Origin of the sequence: Candidatus Erwinia dacicola, from assembly GCF_001756855.1 — a bacterium.
In the GTDB taxonomy this organism is placed as follows: Bacteria; Pseudomonadota; Gammaproteobacteria; order Enterobacterales; family Enterobacteriaceae; genus Erwinia; species Erwinia dacicola.
Genome location: NZ_MAYS01000225.1, coordinates 1 through 14,797, shown reverse-complemented (window position 1 = coordinate 14,797; position 14,797 = coordinate 1). Strand labels below are relative to the sequence as shown.

Sequence of the window (14,797 nt, the reverse complement as noted above, 5' to 3'; positions counted from 1 at the left end):
GTATGCCAATCCAGAACTGGCGGCTGGCGATGAGTCGATTTATTATCGAGTTCGGTGAGAGCCTGAACGGCCACCTCTAAAAAGGCATTTACACAGAATTACCGATAGGCTCACTCTAAGCAGTGTCATTCAGTCACCTTAGTACCTGAACGGGTAGGGCAAGGTGGTTGCGATCTCTTCTCCCGTTCTCTCCTTCCGCTAATAAAAGCCACAATGCTGTTGCTTTACCCCCAGATGTACGTATAATGTTTGTGCCTGCAAACATGGTCAGGCGCGATTCAATATGAGTCGCAGGCAAGTGCGAAAGTGCTCGCCAACAATACTCGCGATATGCGGGTTATGTGCTCAACGATTACACTCCTCCATCAATCGTAATGGATGCGAGTAGTAATTTTTCGTTTATAAACAATTGGAGCTCTGGTCTCATGCAGAACCAAAGAATCCGTATCTGTCTTAAAGCGTTTGATCATCGTCTGATCGATCAATCAACTGCAGAAATCGTAGAGACTGCCAAGCGCACTGGTGCGCAGGTACGTGGTCCTATCCCGCTGCCGACCCACAAAGAGCGCTTTACCGTTCTGATCTCCCCGCACGTCAACAAAGATGCGCGCGATCAGTATGAAATTCGCACTCACAAACGTCTGGTTGACATCGTTGAGCCAACCGAAAAAACGGTTGATGCTCTGATGCGTCTGGATCTAGCTGCAGGTGTTGACGTGCAGATTAGCTTGGGTTAATCAGGTCATTGAGCGATTGAGAGGTTGAAACAATGATTGGTTTAGTCGGTAAAAAAGTGGGTATGACCCGTATCTTCACAGCAGATGGCGTTTCAATCCCTGTAACCGTGATCGAAATTGAAGCAAACCGCGTTACTCAGGTTAAAGGGCAAGAAAACGACGGTTACACTGCTATCCAGGTAACTACCGGTGCTAAAAAAGCAAACCGTGTAACTAAGCCTGAAGCAGGTCATTTTGCTAAAGCTGGCGTTAAGGCTGGCCGTGGTCTTTGGGAATTCCGCACCGTTGAAGGCACAGAGTTCACTGTAGGTCAGAGCATTAATGTTGATATTTTCGCTGACGTGAAAAAAGTTGACGTGACTGGAACATCTAAAGGTAAAGGTTTTGCCGGTACTGTAAAGCGCTGGAACTTCTGTACTCAGGATGCCACTCACGGTAACTCCTTGTCACACCGCGTACCTGGTTCTATCGGTCAGAACCAGACTCCGGGCAAAGTGTTCAAAGGCAAGAAAATGGCAGGCCAGATGGGCAATGAGCGTGTAACTGTTCAGAGTCTGGACGTTGTACGTATTGACGCTGAGCGCAACCTGCTGCTGGTTAAAGGTGCAGTACCCGGCGCTACCGGTTGCGACCTTATCGTTAAACCAGCTGTGAAGGCGTAAGGGGATAGCAATGGAATTAGTATTGAAAGACGCGCAAAGCGTGCTGACTGTTTCCGAAACTACCTTCGGTCGTGATTTCAACGAAGCGCTGGTACACCAGGTTGTCGTTGCTTATGCAGCAGGTGCTCGTCAGGGTACTCGTGCTCAGAAGACTCGTGCTGAAGTAACTGGTTCAGGCAGAAAGCCATGGCGCCAGAAAGGCACTGGCCGTGCGCGTGCAGGTTCTGTAAATAGCCCAATCTGGCGTTCAGGTGGTGTGACATTCGCGGCGAAGCCACAGGACCACAGTCAAAAAGTCAATAAAAAGATGTACCGCGGCGCGCTGAAAAGCATCCTGTCCGAACTGGTACGTCAAGATCGTCTGATCGTTGTCGAGCAGTTCTCTCTGGAATCCCCTAAAACGAAGCTGCTGGTAGAAAAACTGAAAGACATGGCTCTGGAAGACGTGCTGATCATCACTGGCGGACTGGAAGAAAACCTGTTTTTGGCCGCTCGCAACCTGTACAAGGTTGACGTTCGTGATGCAGCGGGTATCGACCCAGTTAGCCTGATCGCTTTCGACAAAGTCGTTATGACTGCTGATGCAGTTAAGCAAGTTGAGGAGATGCTGGCATGATCCGTGAAGAACGTCTGCTGAAAGTACTGCGCGCGCCGCACGTATCTGAAAAAGCATCTGCTGCGATGGAAAAAACTAACACCATCGTTCTCAAAGTTGCGATTGACGCGACCAAGGCAGAAATTAAAGCCGCTGTACAGAAACTTTTCGAAGTAGAAGTTGAAGTCGTGAACACTTTGCTGGTTAAAGGCAAAACTAAGCGTTCTGGACAGCGTATTGGTCGTCGTAGAGACTGGAAAAAAGCTTACGTCACCCTGAAAGAAGGCCAGAATCTGGACTTCGCAGGCGGCGCTGAGTAAGTCGGAGGAGAAGAACAATGGCAATTGTTAAATGTAAACCGACATCTCCGGGTCGTCGCCATGTAGTTAAAGTGGTAAACGCGGAGCTGCACAAGAGTAAACCATTTGCCCCGCTGGTTGAGAAAAACAGCAAATCCGGCGGCCGTAACAACAATGGTCGCATCACTACCCGTCATATCGGTGGTGGTCACAAGCAGGCTTACCGTATTGTTGACTTCAAACGCAACAAAGATGGTATACCAGCGACCGTTGAACGTCTTGAGTACGATCCGAACCGCTCTGCGAACATCGCACTGGTTCTGTACAAAGATGGCGAACGCCGTTACATCCTAGCTCCTAAAGGACTGAAAGTTGGCGATCAGATTCAATCTGGCGTTGATGCTGCGATTAAAGCGGGTAACACCCTGCCAATGCGTAACATCCCAGTGGGTTCTACCGTGCATAACGTAGAAATGAAACCAGGCAAAGGCGGACAGATTGCTCGCTCAGCTGGTACTTACGTGCAGATCGTTGCGCGTGATGGTTCTTACGTTACTCTGCGTCTGCGTTCTGGTGAAATGCGCAAAGTCGAAATTGACTGCCGCGCAACCTTGGGCGAAGTCGGTAACGCTGAGCACATGCTTCGCGTTCTGGGTAAAGCCGGTGCAGCTCGTTGGCGTGGTGTCCGTCCTACCGTTCGCGGTACTGCGATGAACCCAGTCGATCACCCGCACGGTGGTGGTGAAGGTCGTAATTTTGGTAAGCATCCAGTGTCCCCATGGGGCCTACAGACCAAAGGTAAGAAGACCCGTAGCAACAAGCGTACCGATAAGTTTATCGTACGTCGCCGTAGCAAATAATTTTAGAGGATAAGCCATGCCACGTTCTCTCAAGAAAGGTCCTTTTATTGACCTGCACTTGCTGAAGAAGGTAGAGAAAGCTTTGGAAAGCGGAGACAAGAAGCCACTGCGCACATGGTCCCGTCGTTCAACGATCTTCCCTAACATGATTGGTTTGACCATCGCTGTCCATAATGGTCGTCAGCACGTTCCTGTCTTTGTTTCCGACGAAATGGTCGGTCACAAACTAGGTGAATTTGCACCGACTCGTACTTATCGCGGCCATTCGGCTGATAAAAAAGCCAAGAAACGCTAAGGCGGGAGGAAGAGATGGAAACTATCGCTAAACATCGCCACGCTCGTTCTTCTGCACAGAAGGTTCGCTTGATAGCGGATCTTGTACGCGGTAAGAAAGTGTCGCAGGCTCTGGATATTCTGACCTACACCAATAAGAAAGCAGCTGTACTGGTCAAGAAGGTCTTGGAATCTGCCATTGCTAACGCCGAACACAACGATGGCGCTGACATTGATGATCTGAAAGTCACGAAAATCTTCGTAGACGAAGGCCCAAGCATGAAGCGCATTATGCCGCGTGCAAAAGGTCGTGCAGATCGCATCCTGAAGCGCACCAACCACATTACTGTGGTTGTGTCCGATCGCTGAGACTCTGGAGACTAGCAATGGGTCAGAAAGTACATCCTAATGGTATTCGCTTGGGTATTGTTAAACCTTGGAACTCTACTTGGTTCGCAAATACCAAAGAATTCGCTGACAACCTAGACAGCGACTTTAAAGTGCGTCAGTTCCTGACTAAAGAACTGGCTAAAGCATCCGTCTCTCGTATCGTTATCGAGCGCCCAGCTAAGAGTATTCGTGTGACTATTCACACCGCTCGTCCAGGCATCGTTATCGGTAAGAAAGGTGAAGATGTAGAAAAACTGCGCAAGGTCATAGCTGATATCGCTGGCGTTCCTGCACAGATCAATATCGCCGAAATCCGTAAACCGGAACTGGACGCTAAATTGGTTGCTGACAGCATCACTTCACAGCTAGAGCGTCGTGTGATGTTCCGTCGTGCTATGAAGCGTGCTGTACAGAACGCAATGCGTCTAGGCGCTAAAGGGATCAAAGTTGAAGTTAGTGGCCGCCTAGGCGGTGCAGAAATCGCGCGTACCGAATGGTACCGTGAAGGCCGCGTGCCGCTGCACACTCTGCGTGCAGACATTGACTACAATACCTCTGAAGCGCACACCACTTATGGGGTAATCGGCGTTAAGGTATGGATCTTCAAAGGTGAGATCCTAGGTGGTATGGCTGCTGTTGAACAACCGGAACCGGCTGCTCAACCTAAAAAGCAGCAGCGTAAAGGCCGTAAGTAAGGAGAGTCGCTGATGTTACAACCCAAGCGTACAAAATTCCGTAAAGTGCATAAAGGCCACAACCGTGGTTTGGCGCAGGGTACGGATGTTAGCTTCGGTACTTTCGGTCTGAAAGCTGTTGGCCGTGGTCGTCTAACTGCTCGTCAGATTGAAGCAGCACGTCGTGCTATGACCCGTGCAGTTAAGCGTCAAGGTAAAATTTGGATCCGTGTATTCCCGGACAAACCAATTACCGAGAAGCCGCTGGAAGTGCGTATGGGTAAAGGTAAAGGTAACGTAGAGTATTGGGTTGCCTTGATCCAGCCTGGTAAAGTCCTGTATGAAATGGACGGTGTACCGGAAGAGCTGGCCCGTGAAGCATTCAAGTTGGCAGCAGCAAAACTGCCTATCAAAACCACCTTTGCAACTAAGACGGTGATGTAATGAAAGCAACAGAGCTGCGTGAAAAAAACGTTAAAGAGCTGAACACTGAGCTTCTTAACCTGCTGCGTGAGCAGTTCAATCTGCGCATGCAGGCAGCATCAGGCCAACTTCAACAGACTCACGTCTTGAAGAATGTTCGTCGTGATGTTGCACGCGTTAAGACTTTACTGACTGAGAAGGCGGGTGCGTAATGACCGATAAAATCCGTACTCTGCAAGGTCGTGTTCTGAGCGACAAAATGGAGAAATCCATTGTTGTGGCAATCGAACGTGTTGTGAAGCACCCGTTCTGCGGGAAATTCATCAAACGTACGACCAAATTGCACGTACATGACGAGAACAATGAATGTGGAATCGGCGACGTGGTAGAAATTCGCGAATGCCGTCCACTGTCTAAGACTAAGTCTTGGACGCTGGTTCGCGTTGTAGAGAAAGCGATTCTGTAATAGAACCTGCTGTCTCTAAAAAAACAAGATAAACGGCTTGCAAGAGCCGTTTATCTTTTCTACCAAAGTTAAGGAAGTAGTGTTATAATGCTGCGCCCTCAATAATGGGCGCTTATATACGACCTGAATCAGGTCCCGAAGTAGTAGTTGAAATTAGCGGAGCACTAAAATGATCCAAGAACAGACTATGCTGACCGTCGCCGACAACTCCGGTGCACGTCGCGTAATGTGTATCAAGGTTCTGGGTGGCTCGCACCGTCGCTACGCGGGCGTAGGCGACATCATCAAAATCACCATCAAGGAAGCAATTCCTCGCGGTAAGGTTAAGAAGGGTGATGTGCTGAAAGCGGTAGTGGTGCGCACCAAGAAGGGTGTTCGTCGCCCGGACGGTTCTGTCATTCGCTTCGATCGTAATGCATGCGTTATTTTAAATAATAACACTGAGCAGCCTATCGGAACGCGTATTTTTGGGCCGGTAACTCGTGAGCTTCGTACTGAAAAGTTCATGAAAATTATCTCTCTGGCACCGGAAGTACTCTAAGGAGTAAAAAATGGCAGCTAAAATCCGTCGCGATGACGAAGTTATCGTGCTGACCGGCAAAGATAAAGGTAAGCGCGGTAAAGTAAAAAATGTTCTGTCTTCAGGCAAACTGATTGTTGAAGGTATCAACCTAATTAAGAAGCACTCAAAGCCGGTTCCGACTCTGAACCAACTAGGTGGCATCGTTGAAAAAGAAGCTGCTATTCAGGTTTCTAACGTTGCGCTCTTCAATTCGGCAACCGGCAAGGCTGACCGTGTAGGCTTTAGATTCGAAGACGGCAAAAAAGTCCGTTTCTTCAAGTCTAACAGCGAAACTATCAAGTGATTTGGAGTAGTACGATGGCGAAACTGCATGATTATTACAAAGACGAAGTAGTTAAACAACTCATGACTGAGTTTGGCTACAATTCTGTCATGCAAGTCCCTCGGGTCGAGAAGATCACCCTGAATATGGGGGTGGGTGAAGCGATCGCTGACAAGAAGTTGCTGGATAACGCAGCAGCTGACTTAACAGCAATCTCCGGTCAAAAGCCGTTTATCACCAAAGCACGCAAGTCAGTTGCAGGCTTCAAAATCCGTCAGGGCTATCCGATCGGCTGTAAAGTAACTCTGCGTGGCGAACGCATGTGGGAGTTCTTTGAGCGTCTGATTTCTATTGCTGTTCCACGTATCCGTGACTTCCGTGGCTTGTCCGCTAAGTCATTCGATGGCCGTGGTAACTACAGCATGGGCGTTCGTGAGCAGATAATCTTCCCAGAGATCGACTATGACAAAGTTGATCGTGTTCGTGGTTTGGATATCACCATTACCACTACTGCGAAATCTGATGATGAAGGCCGCGCACTTTTGGCTGCTTTTAACTTCCCGTTCCGCAACTAAGTGAGGCAGGGTTACTGATGGCTAAGCAATCGATGAAAGCACGCGAAGTCGTTCGCGTGAAACTGGCTGACAAGTACCGCGCTAAACGCGAGGAACTGAAAGCTATCATTTCTAGTATGAACTCATCTGACGAAGCTCGTTGGAATGCTGTTCTCAAGCTGCAAACTCTGCCGCGTGATTCCAGCCCTTGTCGTCAGCGTAAGCGCTGCCGTCAAACTGGTCGCCCACATGGTTATGTGGGCAAATTCGGTCTGAGCCGTATCAAGTTGCGTGAAGCTGCCATGCGCGGTGAAGTACCTGGCTTGAAAAAGGCTAGCTGGTAATTACCAATTGAATCACGGGAGTAAAGACAGATGAGCATGCAAGACCCGATCGCGGATATGCTGACCCGTATCCGTAACGGTCAAGCCGCGAACAAAGTTGCGGTCACCATGCCTTCTTCCAAGCTAAAATTGGCTATTGCCAACGTGCTGAAGGAAGAAGGCTATATTGAAGAATTTAAAATCGAAGGCGACACCAAGCCTGAACTGGAACTGACTCTTAAGTATTTCCAAGGCAAGGCAGTGGTAGAGAGCATTCAGCGTGTAAGCCGTCCAGGTCTGCGTATCTACAAACGCAAAGAAGAACTGCCAAGAGTTATGGCTGGACTGGGTATCGCTGTTATCTCTACCTCTAAAGGTGTCATGACCGATCGTGCCGCACGTCAGGCTGGTCTTGGCGGCGAAATTATCTGCTACGTAGCTTAATCGGAGGAATAAATGTCTCGTGTTGCTAAAGCACCAGTCGCAATTCCTGCCGGCGTAAAGGTAAAACTCGACGGTCAGGTTATTTCGATTAAAGGTAAAAACGGCGAGCTGACTCGTAAGCTCAACAAAGCTGTAGAAGTTAAGCATGCTAACAACACCCTGACTTTTGCTCCGCGCGAAGGTTTTGTGGATGGTTGGGCTCAGACAGGTACTTCTCGTGCACTGTTGAACGCTATGGTTATCGGTGTTACCGAAGGCTTCACTAAGAAACTGCAGCTGGTTGGTGTAGGTTATCGTGCAGCCGTTAAAGGCAACTCTGTGAGCTTAGTCTTAGGCTTCTCTCACCCTGTTGACCATGCACTGCCAGCGGGAATCACTGCTGAATGTCCAACTCAGACTGAAATCGTGCTGAAAGGCGCTGATAAACAGCTGATTGGTCAGGTTGCAGCAGATCTCCGCGCCTACCGTCGTCCTGAGCCTTATAAAGGCAAGGGTGTTCGTTACGCCGACGAAGTCGTGCGTACCAAAGAGGCTAAGAAGAAGTAAGGTAACACTATGGATAAGAAATTTGCTCGTATCCGTCGTGCGACCCGCGCACGTCGCAAGCTCAAAGAGCTGGGTGCTACTCGCTTGGTGGTACATCGTACCCCGCGTCATATTTACGCACAGGTAGTCGCACCCAACGGTTCTGAAGTCTTGGTCGCTGCTTCTACTGTAGAAAAAGCTATCAGTGAGCAACTGAAGTATACAGGAAACAAAGACGCTGCCGCTGCTGTTGGTAAAGCAGTTGCTGAACGCGCAATCAAAAAAGGCATCACTGGTGTTTCTTTTGACCGTTCTGGTTTCCAATATCATGGTCGTGTCCAAGCACTGGCAGATGCTGCCCGTGAAGCTGGCCTACAGTTCTAAGGTGGAGGTGTAAGATGGCACACATCGAAAAACAAGCTGGCGAACTGCAGGAAAAGCTAATCGCGGTAAATCGCGTATCTAAAACCGTAAAAGGTGGTCGTATTTTCTCCTTCACAGCTCTGACTGTTGTTGGTGACGGTAATGGTCGCATCGGTTTTGGTTATGGGAAAGCGCGTGAAGTTCCAGCAGCAATCCAGAAAGCGATGGAAAAAGCTCGTCGCAATATGATTAACGTCGCACTGAACAGCGGCACCCTGCAGTACCCTGTTAAAGGCGTGCACACAGGTTCTCGCGTGTTCATGCAGCCGGCTTCTGAAGGTACAGGTATCATTGCCGGAGGCGCAATGCGCGCCGTACTGGAAATCGCTGGGGTTCATAACGTCTTGGCTAAAGCCTACGGTTCCACTAACCCGATCAACGTGGTTCGTGCAACTCTGGATGGCTTGGCCAACATGAATTCCCCAGAAGTGGTCGCTGCCAAGCGTGGCAAATCTGTTGAAGACATTCTGGGATAATGACCATGACTAAGACTATTAAGATTACACAAACCCGCAGTTCGATCGGTCGTTTGCCTAAACACAAGGCAACGCTGCTTGGCTTGGGTCTGCGTCGTATTAACCAAACCGTAAAGCGTGAAGACACGCCAGCCGTACGCGGTATGGTTAACGCGATTTCCTACATGGTTAAAATGGAGGAGTAACAGATGCGTTTAAATACTCTGACTCCGGCCGATGGCTCCAAGCACGCTTCGAAACGTCTGGGCCGTGGTATCGGTTCAGGTTTCGGCAAAACCGGTGGCCGTGGTCACAAAGGTCAGAACTCACGTTCTGGCGGTGGCGTACATCGTGGTTTTGAAGGCGGTCAGATGCCTCTGTATCGGCGTCTGCCGAAATTCGGTTTCACCTCTCGCAAAGCAATGGTCACTGCAGAAGTTCGTCTATCTGATCTAGCGAAAGTCGAAGGCGGTATCGTCGACCTGAACACGCTGAAAGCAGCAAACATTATTGGAATTCAGATGGAGTTTGCGAAAGTGATCCTGTCTGGCAAAGTTTCTGCACCGGTAACGATTCGCGGTCTGCGTGTCACTAAAGGCGCTTGTGCTGCAATCGAAGCCGCTGGCGGTAAAATTGAGGAATAAGTAGCAGATGGCTAAGCAACCGGGATTAGATTTTCAAAGTGCCAAGGGTGGATTTTGCGAGCTAAAACGTAGACTTCTGTTTGTAATTGGTGCGCTGATTGTTTTCCGTATTGGCTCTTTTATTCCGATCCCTAGTATCGATGCCACTGTACTTGCCAAATTGTTTGAACAACAGCGTGGCACCATCATTGAAATGTTTAACATGTTCTCTGGTGGTGCTCTGAGCCGTGCTTCTATCTTTGCCTTGGGTATTATGCCGTACATTTCGGCTTCTATTATTACCCAGCTGCTGACGGTGGTTCATCCAGCGTTAGCTGAAATCAAGAAAGAAGGGGAGGCTGGCCGTCGTAAGATTAGCCAGTACACCCGTTACGGTACTCTGGTATTAGGTATATTCCAAGCGGTCGGTATTGCTACCGGCCTGCCGAATATGCTAGGGATGACGGGCTTGGTGTTACACCCAGGCTTTGCCTTCTATTTTACCGCTGTTGTCAGTCTGGTTACCGGGACAATGCTCCTGATGTGGTTGGGCGAGCAGATAACTGAACGAGGTATCGGTAACGGTATCTCGATCATTATCTTCGCTGGTATTGTTGCGGGTCTGCCGCCGGCTATTGGTCATACCATCGAGCAAGCGCGGCAAGGCGACCTGCACTTCCTCCTGTTGCTGTTGGTTGCAGCTTTTGTATTTGCAGTGACCTTCTTCGTTGTTTTCGTTGAGCGTGGTCAACGCCGCATTGTGGTGAACTATGCGAAACGTCAGCAAGGCCGTCGTGTCTATGCTGCGCAGAGCACACATTTACCGTTGAAAGTGAATATGGCCGGTGTAATTCCAGCTATTTTTGCTTCCAGCATCATTCTGTTCCCAGCAACCATCTCGTCATGGTTCGGGGGCGGAACCGGTTGGAACTGGTTGACAACTATTTCGATGTCATTACAGCCAGGTCAGCCGCTTTATGTGCTACTCTATGCTACCGCAATCATCTTCTTCTGTTTCTTCTATACGGCATTGGTTTTCAACCCAAGAGAAACAGCGGATAACCTGAAGAAGTCTGGTGCATTTGTACTAGGTATTCGTCCGGGAGAACAGACGGCGAAGTATATCGATAAAGTGATGACGCGCTTAACCTTAATCGGTGCGCTGTACATTACCTTTATTTGCCTGATCCCGGAGTTCATGCGTCATGCGATGAAAGTTCCATTCTACTTCGGCGGTACTTCACTGTTGATCGTAGTTGTTGTCATCATGGACTTTATGGCTCAAGTGCAAACTCTGATGATGTCTAGTCAGTACGAGTCTGCATTAAAGAAAGCAAATCTGAAGCGCTATGGTCGTTAATTCAGGTGTTTTAGAAGTTACGGAGAGTAAAAATGAAAGTTCGTGCTTCCGTCAAGAAATTATGTCGTAACTGCAAAATCGTTCGTCGCGACGGCATCGTGTGTGTGATTTGTAGTGCCGAGCCTAAGCATAAACAGCGCCAGGGCTGATTTAATCGCATATTTTTCTTGCAAAGTTGGATTGAGCTGGCTAGATTGACCGGTCAATCTGTTGTATGTCTATGCGTCTCCATTTGAGTATCCTGAAAACGGGCTTTTCGGTATGGGACGCATAAGTAATTAATATAGGAGTGCATAGTGGCCCGTATAGCAGGCATTAACATTCCTGATCATAAACATACCGTTATCGCATTAACTGCAATTTTTGGTATCGGCAAGACCCGTTCACAGGCTATCTGTGCATCTACGGGAATCGTTGAAAATGTTAAGATCAGTGAGCTGTCAGAAGAACAAATCGACATTCTGCGTGATGCAGTAGCGAAATTTGTTGTTGAAGGCGATCTGCGTCGTGAAGTCACCCTGAGCATCAAGCGTCTTATGGACCTTGGCTGCTATCGTGGTTTGCGTCATCGTCGTGGTCTTCCAGTGCGCGGTCAGCGTACTAAGACTAACGCACGTACCCGTAAGGGTCCGCGTAAACCGATCAAGAAATAATCGGGGTGATTGAATAATGGCAAAGGCACCAGTTCGTGCACGCAAACGTGTAAGAAAGCAAGTCTCTGATGGCGTGGCTCATGTCCATGCGTCTTTTAACAACACCATCGTAACTATTACTGATCGTCAGGGTAATGCGCTGGGTTGGGCAACAGCCGGTGGTTCCGGTTTCCGTGGTTCTCGTAAGTCTACGCCGTTCGCTGCGCAGGTTGCTGCAGAGCGTTGCGCAGAGGCCGTGAAAGATTACGGTATTAAGAACTTGGAAGTTATGGTTAAGGGTCCTGGTCCAGGCCGCGAATCAGCTATTCGTGCCCTGAACGCTGCTGGTTTCCGCATCACTAATATTACTGATGTGACTCCGATCCCTCACAACGGTTGTCGTCCGCCGAAAAAACGTCGCGTATAACGCTCCGTTTTTTAGGAATGTTGGAGAAAGAAAATGGCAAGATATTTGGGTCCTAAGCTCAAGCTGAGCCGCCGTGAAGGCACAGACCTTTTCCTTAAGTCTGGTGTTCGCGCGATTGATACCAAGTGTAAGCTTGAACAAGCTCCTGGTCAGCACGGTGCGCGTAAGCCACGTCTGTCTGACTATGGTGTGCAGTTACGTGAAAAGCAGAAAGTTCGTCGTATGTACGGCGTGCTGGAGCGTCAGTTCCGTAACTATTATAAAGAAGCAGCTCGTCTGAAAGGTAACACCGGTGAAAACCTGCTAGTTCTGCTGGAAGGTCGTCTGGATAACGTAGTTTACCGTATGGGCTTTGGTGCCACTCGTGCAGAAGCACGTCAGCTGGTTAGCCACAAATCTATTTTGGTAAATGGTCGCGTTGTCAGCATCGCTTCTTGTCAGGTAACTCCGAATGACGTTGTTAGCATCCGTGAGAAAGCCAAAAAGCAGTCTCGCGTGAAAGCCGCTCTGGATCTGGCTGAACAGCGTGAAAAGCCAATTTGGCTGGAAGTTGATGCAACTAAGATGGAAGGTGTATTCAAGCGTATTCCTGAACGTACCGATCTGTCTGCGGACATTAACGAACACCTGATCGTCGAGCTTTACTCCAAGTAAAGCTTAGTACCAAAGAGAGGACACAATGCAGGGTTCTGTGACAGAGTTTCTAAAACCGCGCCTGGTAGATATCGAGCAAGTGGGTTCGACGCACGCCAAGGTGACCCTTGAGCCTTTAGAGCGTGGCTTTGGTCATACTCTTGGTAACGCACTGCGCCGTATTCTGCTTTCATCAATGCCGGGTTGCGCGGTGACCGAGGTTGAAATTGATGGTGTACTGCATGAGTACAGCACCAAAGAGGGCGTACAGGAAGATATCTTGGAAATCCTGCTCAACCTGAAAGGTTTGGCGGTAAGAGTTCAGGGCAAAGATGAAGTTATTCTTACTCTGAATAAATCTGGCATTGGCCCTGTGACTGCAGCCGATATTATCCATGATGGTGATGTCGAAATCGTCAAGCCTCAGCACGTCATCTGTCACCTGACTGATGAGAACGCCGCTATTAGCATGCGTATCAAAGTTCAGCGTGGTCGTGGTTATGTGCCGGCTTCTGCCCGAATTCATTCGGAAGAAGATGAGCGCCCGATTGGTCGTCTGTTTGTTGACGCCTGTTACAGCCCTGTAGAGTGTATTGCCTACAATGTTGAAGCAGCGCGTGTAGAACAGCGTACTGACTTGGACAAGCTGGTCATCGAAATGGAAACCAACGGCACTATTGATCCTGAAGAAGCGATACGCCGTGCGGCAACCATCTTGGCAGAACAACTGGAAGCTTTCGTTGACTTACGTGATGTACGTCAGCCGGAAGTGAAAGAAGAGAAACCAGAATTCGATCCGATCTTGCTGCGCCCTGTTGACGATCTGGAATTGACTGTCCGTTCTGCTAACTGCCTTAAGGCAGAAGCTATCCACTACATCGGTGATCTGGTACAGCGTACCGAGGTTGAGCTGCTTAAAACGCCTAACCTTGGTAAAAAATCTCTTACTGAGATTAAAGATGTGCTGGCTTCTCGTGGTCTGTCTCTGGGCATGCGCCTAGAAAACTGGCCGCCAGCTAGTATTGCTGATGAATAACTCGATCACAGGTTAAGGTTTCACTGAGAAGGATAAGGTCATGCGCCATCGTAAGAGTGGTCGTCAACTGAATCGCAGCAGCAGCCATCGTCAGGCTATATTCCGCAACATGACTGGCTCTTTGGTTCGTCACGAGATTATCAAGACGACCCTGCCAAAAGCGAAAGAGCTGCGTCGCGTAGTTGAGCCGCTGATTACTCTTGCCAAGACCGATAGCGTAGCTAATCGTCGTCTGGCATTCGCCCGTACTCGTGATAACGAGATCGTGGCAAAGCTGTTTAATGAGCTCGGTCCGTGTTTCGCGAGTCGTGCAGGTGGTTACACTCGCATTCTGAAGTGTGGCTTCCGCGCTGGTGATAACGCTCCGATGGCTTACATTGAGCTCGTTGATCGTCCAGAAGCTCAAGTAGAAGCTGTAGCCGAGTAATCTGCCGCAGTATTGAAAAACCCCGCTTGCGGGGTTTTTTTGGGCTTTTTGCATTCTAGGGTTGGAATTCATCCATTCTAATCCTTGATTCTTAGTCGGACAAACCTGCTTCTGGTTGGATTTTTTTGTTTTTCACCACCCTGCGAGAATCTAACATTGGTTGGATTCTCAGACGCCCCCTCTCGCGCGTTAATCCAACTCTCCACTTTCTGCCTACTTAAACAATGTCGGAATGTGCGGCCCATACTCGACCTTGCCTCGTCCTGCTCGAATACCACTGCCAACCTTGCGGGCTTCTTTGGAGTACAACGTCTTTGCACGGATTATGATGAACGGCGGCAATATTCTGGTGTTGAAAAATATCCTCGGCCATAGCGATATAAAAATGACGGGGCTGTCCTAGATAACTAAGATCATCTAGGATAGTGCCATGAGAAAAAGCAGACTCAGTCAGTACAAACAGGAACGGTTACTTGAACAGTTTATTGCAGGCTCCACAGCCCGTATTGCCGCAGAGCTGGTTGGTGTCCACAGGAACACTGCTGCATACTATTTTCACCGCCTCAGAGTGCTGATAGCCGAGCACGTAGATAGGCACTCCTGGTTTGATGGCGAGATTGAACTGGACGAAAGTTATTTTGGTGGTTGTCGTAAAGGTCAGCGTGGCAGAGGTGCTGCCGGAAAAGTGCCTGTTTTCGGGCTTCTCAAGCG

28 protein-coding genes and 1 pseudogene are annotated in these 14,797 nt (G+C 49.0%); all 29 read left to right on the top strand.

What is annotated here, in order from left to right; translation table 11 throughout:
• The first annotated feature begins 425 nt into the window (after positions 1-425).
• Positions 426-737, top strand: a complete 312-nt coding sequence (rpsJ, locus tag BBW68_RS07140) for a 30S ribosomal protein S10 (RefSeq protein WP_070134602.1) — start codon at positions 426-428, stop codon at positions 735-737.
• A gap of 32 nt (positions 738-769) precedes the next feature.
• Positions 770-1,399, top strand: coding sequence for a 50S ribosomal protein L3 (gene rplC / locus BBW68_RS07135; protein ID WP_070134601.1), 630 nt, complete (start codon positions 770-772; stop codon positions 1,397-1,399).
• A 10-nt stretch (positions 1,400-1,409) separates the two neighbouring features.
• Positions 1,410-2,015 (top strand): 50S ribosomal protein L4, encoded by a 606-nt coding sequence (gene rplD / locus BBW68_RS07130; protein WP_070134600.1) that lies wholly within the window; start codon positions 1,410-1,412, stop codon positions 2,013-2,015.
• Positions 2,012-2,314 (top strand): 50S ribosomal protein L23, encoded by a 303-nt coding sequence (gene rplW, locus BBW68_RS07125; RefSeq protein WP_070134599.1) that lies wholly within the window; start codon positions 2,012-2,014, stop codon positions 2,312-2,314. The genes rplD and rplW overlap by 4 nt, the downstream gene beginning before the upstream one ends.
• A 17-nt stretch (positions 2,315-2,331) precedes the next feature.
• The gene (rplB, locus tag BBW68_RS07120) at positions 2,332-3,153 is read left to right on the top strand and encodes a 50S ribosomal protein L2 (protein ID WP_070134598.1); all 822 of its coding nucleotides are present in this window, start codon (positions 2,332-2,334) and stop codon (positions 3,151-3,153) included.
• Between the two features lie 16 nt (positions 3,154-3,169).
• Complete coding sequence (gene rpsS, locus BBW68_RS07115) at positions 3,170-3,448, top strand: 30S ribosomal protein S19 (protein WP_070134597.1); 279 nt, start codon at positions 3,170-3,172, stop codon at positions 3,446-3,448.
• Between the two features lie 14 nt (positions 3,449-3,462).
• A complete protein-coding gene (rplV, locus tag BBW68_RS07110) occupies positions 3,463-3,795 on the top strand; it encodes a 50S ribosomal protein L22 (RefSeq protein WP_070134596.1) in 333 nt (110 codons plus the stop codon).
• A gap of 17 nt (positions 3,796-3,812) precedes the next feature.
• A complete protein-coding gene (gene rpsC, locus BBW68_RS07105; protein WP_070134595.1) occupies positions 3,813-4,511 on the top strand; it encodes a 30S ribosomal protein S3 in 699 nt (232 codons plus the stop codon).
• Positions 4,512-4,523: 12 nt separating this feature from the next.
• Positions 4,524-4,934: a 50S ribosomal protein L16 gene (rplP, locus tag BBW68_RS07100; protein WP_070134594.1), complete on the top strand. Its 411-nt coding sequence runs from the start codon at positions 4,524-4,526 to the stop codon at positions 4,932-4,934.
• Positions 4,934-5,125, top strand: a complete 192-nt coding sequence (gene rpmC, locus BBW68_RS07095; protein ID WP_070134593.1) for a 50S ribosomal protein L29 — start codon at positions 4,934-4,936, stop codon at positions 5,123-5,125. The genes rplP and rpmC overlap by 1 nt, the downstream gene beginning before the upstream one ends.
• Positions 5,125-5,379, top strand: a complete 255-nt coding sequence (gene rpsQ, locus BBW68_RS07090) for a 30S ribosomal protein S17 (RefSeq protein ID WP_070134592.1) — start codon at positions 5,125-5,127, stop codon at positions 5,377-5,379. Before rpmC ends, rpsQ begins: the two co-directional genes overlap by 1 nt.
• A gap of 169 nt (positions 5,380-5,548) precedes the next feature.
• Entirely contained in the window at positions 5,549-5,920 is a 372-nt protein-coding gene (gene rplN, locus BBW68_RS07085) for a 50S ribosomal protein L14 (RefSeq protein WP_070134591.1), read from the top strand.
• Between the two features lie 10 nt (positions 5,921-5,930).
• Positions 5,931-6,245, top strand: coding sequence for a 50S ribosomal protein L24 (gene rplX / locus BBW68_RS07080; protein WP_070134590.1), 315 nt, complete (start codon positions 5,931-5,933; stop codon positions 6,243-6,245).
• 14 nt (positions 6,246-6,259) lie between these two features.
• The gene (gene rplE, locus BBW68_RS07075; protein ID WP_070134589.1) at positions 6,260-6,799 is read left to right on the top strand and encodes a 50S ribosomal protein L5; all 540 of its coding nucleotides are present in this window, start codon (positions 6,260-6,262) and stop codon (positions 6,797-6,799) included.
• Between the two features lie 17 nt (positions 6,800-6,816).
• Positions 6,817-7,122, top strand: coding sequence for a 30S ribosomal protein S14 (rpsN, locus tag BBW68_RS07070; protein WP_070134588.1), 306 nt, complete (start codon positions 6,817-6,819; stop codon positions 7,120-7,122).
• A gap of 30 nt (positions 7,123-7,152) precedes the next feature.
• Entirely contained in the window at positions 7,153-7,545 is a 393-nt protein-coding gene (gene rpsH / locus BBW68_RS07065) for a 30S ribosomal protein S8 (protein ID WP_070134587.1), read from the top strand.
• Between the two features lie 12 nt (positions 7,546-7,557).
• On the top strand, positions 7,558-8,091 hold the full coding sequence (rplF, locus tag BBW68_RS07060) for a 50S ribosomal protein L6 (protein WP_070134586.1): 534 nt from the start codon (positions 7,558-7,560) through the stop codon (positions 8,089-8,091).
• 9 nt (positions 8,092-8,100) lie between these two features.
• Positions 8,101-8,454: a 50S ribosomal protein L18 gene (gene rplR / locus BBW68_RS07055; protein WP_070134585.1), complete on the top strand. Its 354-nt coding sequence runs from the start codon at positions 8,101-8,103 to the stop codon at positions 8,452-8,454.
• Between the two features lie 14 nt (positions 8,455-8,468).
• Positions 8,469-8,969, top strand: coding sequence for a 30S ribosomal protein S5 (gene rpsE / locus BBW68_RS07050; RefSeq protein WP_070134584.1), 501 nt, complete (start codon positions 8,469-8,471; stop codon positions 8,967-8,969).
• Between the two features lie 5 nt (positions 8,970-8,974).
• Entirely contained in the window at positions 8,975-9,154 is a 180-nt protein-coding gene (rpmD, locus tag BBW68_RS07045; RefSeq protein ID WP_070134603.1) for a 50S ribosomal protein L30, read from the top strand.
• A gap of 3 nt (positions 9,155-9,157) precedes the next feature.
• Positions 9,158-9,592: a 50S ribosomal protein L15 gene (gene rplO, locus BBW68_RS07040; protein ID WP_070134583.1), complete on the top strand. Its 435-nt coding sequence runs from the start codon at positions 9,158-9,160 to the stop codon at positions 9,590-9,592.
• Between the two features lie 7 nt (positions 9,593-9,599).
• Positions 9,600-10,931 (top strand): preprotein translocase subunit SecY, encoded by a 1,332-nt coding sequence (gene secY, locus BBW68_RS07035; RefSeq protein ID WP_070134582.1) that lies wholly within the window; start codon positions 9,600-9,602, stop codon positions 10,929-10,931.
• Positions 10,932-10,963: 32 nt separating this feature from the next.
• Entirely contained in the window at positions 10,964-11,080 is a 117-nt protein-coding gene (rpmJ, locus tag BBW68_RS16145; RefSeq protein ID WP_083264832.1) for a 50S ribosomal protein L36, read from the top strand.
• A 147-nt stretch (positions 11,081-11,227) separates the two neighbouring features.
• Positions 11,228-11,584: a 30S ribosomal protein S13 gene (gene rpsM / locus BBW68_RS07030; protein ID WP_070134581.1), complete on the top strand. Its 357-nt coding sequence runs from the start codon at positions 11,228-11,230 to the stop codon at positions 11,582-11,584.
• Positions 11,585-11,600: 16 nt separating this feature from the next.
• Entirely contained in the window at positions 11,601-11,990 is a 390-nt protein-coding gene (gene rpsK, locus BBW68_RS07025; RefSeq protein WP_070134580.1) for a 30S ribosomal protein S11, read from the top strand.
• A gap of 33 nt (positions 11,991-12,023) precedes the next feature.
• Positions 12,024-12,644 carry a 30S ribosomal protein S4 gene (gene rpsD, locus BBW68_RS07020; RefSeq protein ID WP_070134579.1) on the top strand — a complete coding sequence of 207 codons (621 nt, stop codon included), beginning with the start codon at positions 12,024-12,026 and terminating at the stop codon, positions 12,642-12,644.
• Positions 12,645-12,669: 25 nt separating this feature from the next.
• Positions 12,670-13,659 (top strand): DNA-directed RNA polymerase subunit alpha, encoded by a 990-nt coding sequence (locus BBW68_RS07015; protein WP_070134578.1) that lies wholly within the window; start codon positions 12,670-12,672, stop codon positions 13,657-13,659.
• Between the two features lie 40 nt (positions 13,660-13,699).
• Positions 13,700-14,086, top strand: coding sequence for a 50S ribosomal protein L17 (gene rplQ, locus BBW68_RS07010; RefSeq protein ID WP_070134577.1), 387 nt, complete (start codon positions 13,700-13,702; stop codon positions 14,084-14,086).
• 430 nt (positions 14,087-14,516) lie between these two features.
• Positions 14,517-14,797, top strand: a pseudogene (locus BBW68_RS16140) (IS1595 family transposase); the annotation flags it as partial.

Coding starts and splice junctions, on each gene's coding strand:
- rpsJ (WP_070134602.1), top strand. CDS start 426: ATGCAGAACCAAAGAATCCGTATCTGTCTTAAAGCGTTTGATCATCGT.
- rplC (WP_070134601.1), top strand. CDS start 770: ATGATTGGTTTAGTCGGTAAAAAAGTGGGTATGACCCGTATCTTCACA.
- rplD (WP_070134600.1), top strand. CDS start 1,410: ATGGAATTAGTATTGAAAGACGCGCAAAGCGTGCTGACTGTTTCCGAA.
- rplW (WP_070134599.1), top strand. CDS start 2,012: ATGATCCGTGAAGAACGTCTGCTGAAAGTACTGCGCGCGCCGCACGTA.
- rplB (WP_070134598.1), top strand. CDS start 2,332: ATGGCAATTGTTAAATGTAAACCGACATCTCCGGGTCGTCGCCATGTA.
- rpsS (WP_070134597.1), top strand. CDS start 3,170: ATGCCACGTTCTCTCAAGAAAGGTCCTTTTATTGACCTGCACTTGCTG.
- rplV (WP_070134596.1), top strand. CDS start 3,463: ATGGAAACTATCGCTAAACATCGCCACGCTCGTTCTTCTGCACAGAAG.
- rpsC (WP_070134595.1), top strand. CDS start 3,813: ATGGGTCAGAAAGTACATCCTAATGGTATTCGCTTGGGTATTGTTAAA.
- rplP (WP_070134594.1), top strand. CDS start 4,524: ATGTTACAACCCAAGCGTACAAAATTCCGTAAAGTGCATAAAGGCCAC.
- rpmC (WP_070134593.1), top strand. CDS start 4,934: ATGAAAGCAACAGAGCTGCGTGAAAAAAACGTTAAAGAGCTGAACACT.
- rpsQ (WP_070134592.1), top strand. CDS start 5,125: ATGACCGATAAAATCCGTACTCTGCAAGGTCGTGTTCTGAGCGACAAA.
- rplN (WP_070134591.1), top strand. CDS start 5,549: ATGATCCAAGAACAGACTATGCTGACCGTCGCCGACAACTCCGGTGCA.
- rplX (WP_070134590.1), top strand. CDS start 5,931: ATGGCAGCTAAAATCCGTCGCGATGACGAAGTTATCGTGCTGACCGGC.
- rplE (WP_070134589.1), top strand. CDS start 6,260: ATGGCGAAACTGCATGATTATTACAAAGACGAAGTAGTTAAACAACTC.
- rpsN (WP_070134588.1), top strand. CDS start 6,817: ATGGCTAAGCAATCGATGAAAGCACGCGAAGTCGTTCGCGTGAAACTG.
- rpsH (WP_070134587.1), top strand. CDS start 7,153: ATGAGCATGCAAGACCCGATCGCGGATATGCTGACCCGTATCCGTAAC.
- rplF (WP_070134586.1), top strand. CDS start 7,558: ATGTCTCGTGTTGCTAAAGCACCAGTCGCAATTCCTGCCGGCGTAAAG.
- rplR (WP_070134585.1), top strand. CDS start 8,101: ATGGATAAGAAATTTGCTCGTATCCGTCGTGCGACCCGCGCACGTCGC.
- rpsE (WP_070134584.1), top strand. CDS start 8,469: ATGGCACACATCGAAAAACAAGCTGGCGAACTGCAGGAAAAGCTAATC.
- rpmD (WP_070134603.1), top strand. CDS start 8,975: ATGACTAAGACTATTAAGATTACACAAACCCGCAGTTCGATCGGTCGT.
- rplO (WP_070134583.1), top strand. CDS start 9,158: ATGCGTTTAAATACTCTGACTCCGGCCGATGGCTCCAAGCACGCTTCG.
- secY (WP_070134582.1), top strand. CDS start 9,600: ATGGCTAAGCAACCGGGATTAGATTTTCAAAGTGCCAAGGGTGGATTT.
- rpmJ (WP_083264832.1), top strand. CDS start 10,964: ATGAAAGTTCGTGCTTCCGTCAAGAAATTATGTCGTAACTGCAAAATC.
- rpsK (WP_070134580.1), top strand. CDS start 11,601: ATGGCAAAGGCACCAGTTCGTGCACGCAAACGTGTAAGAAAGCAAGTC.
- rpsD (WP_070134579.1), top strand. CDS start 12,024: ATGGCAAGATATTTGGGTCCTAAGCTCAAGCTGAGCCGCCGTGAAGGC.
- BBW68_RS07015 (WP_070134578.1), top strand. CDS start 12,670: ATGCAGGGTTCTGTGACAGAGTTTCTAAAACCGCGCCTGGTAGATATC.
- rplQ (WP_070134577.1), top strand. CDS start 13,700: ATGCGCCATCGTAAGAGTGGTCGTCAACTGAATCGCAGCAGCAGCCAT.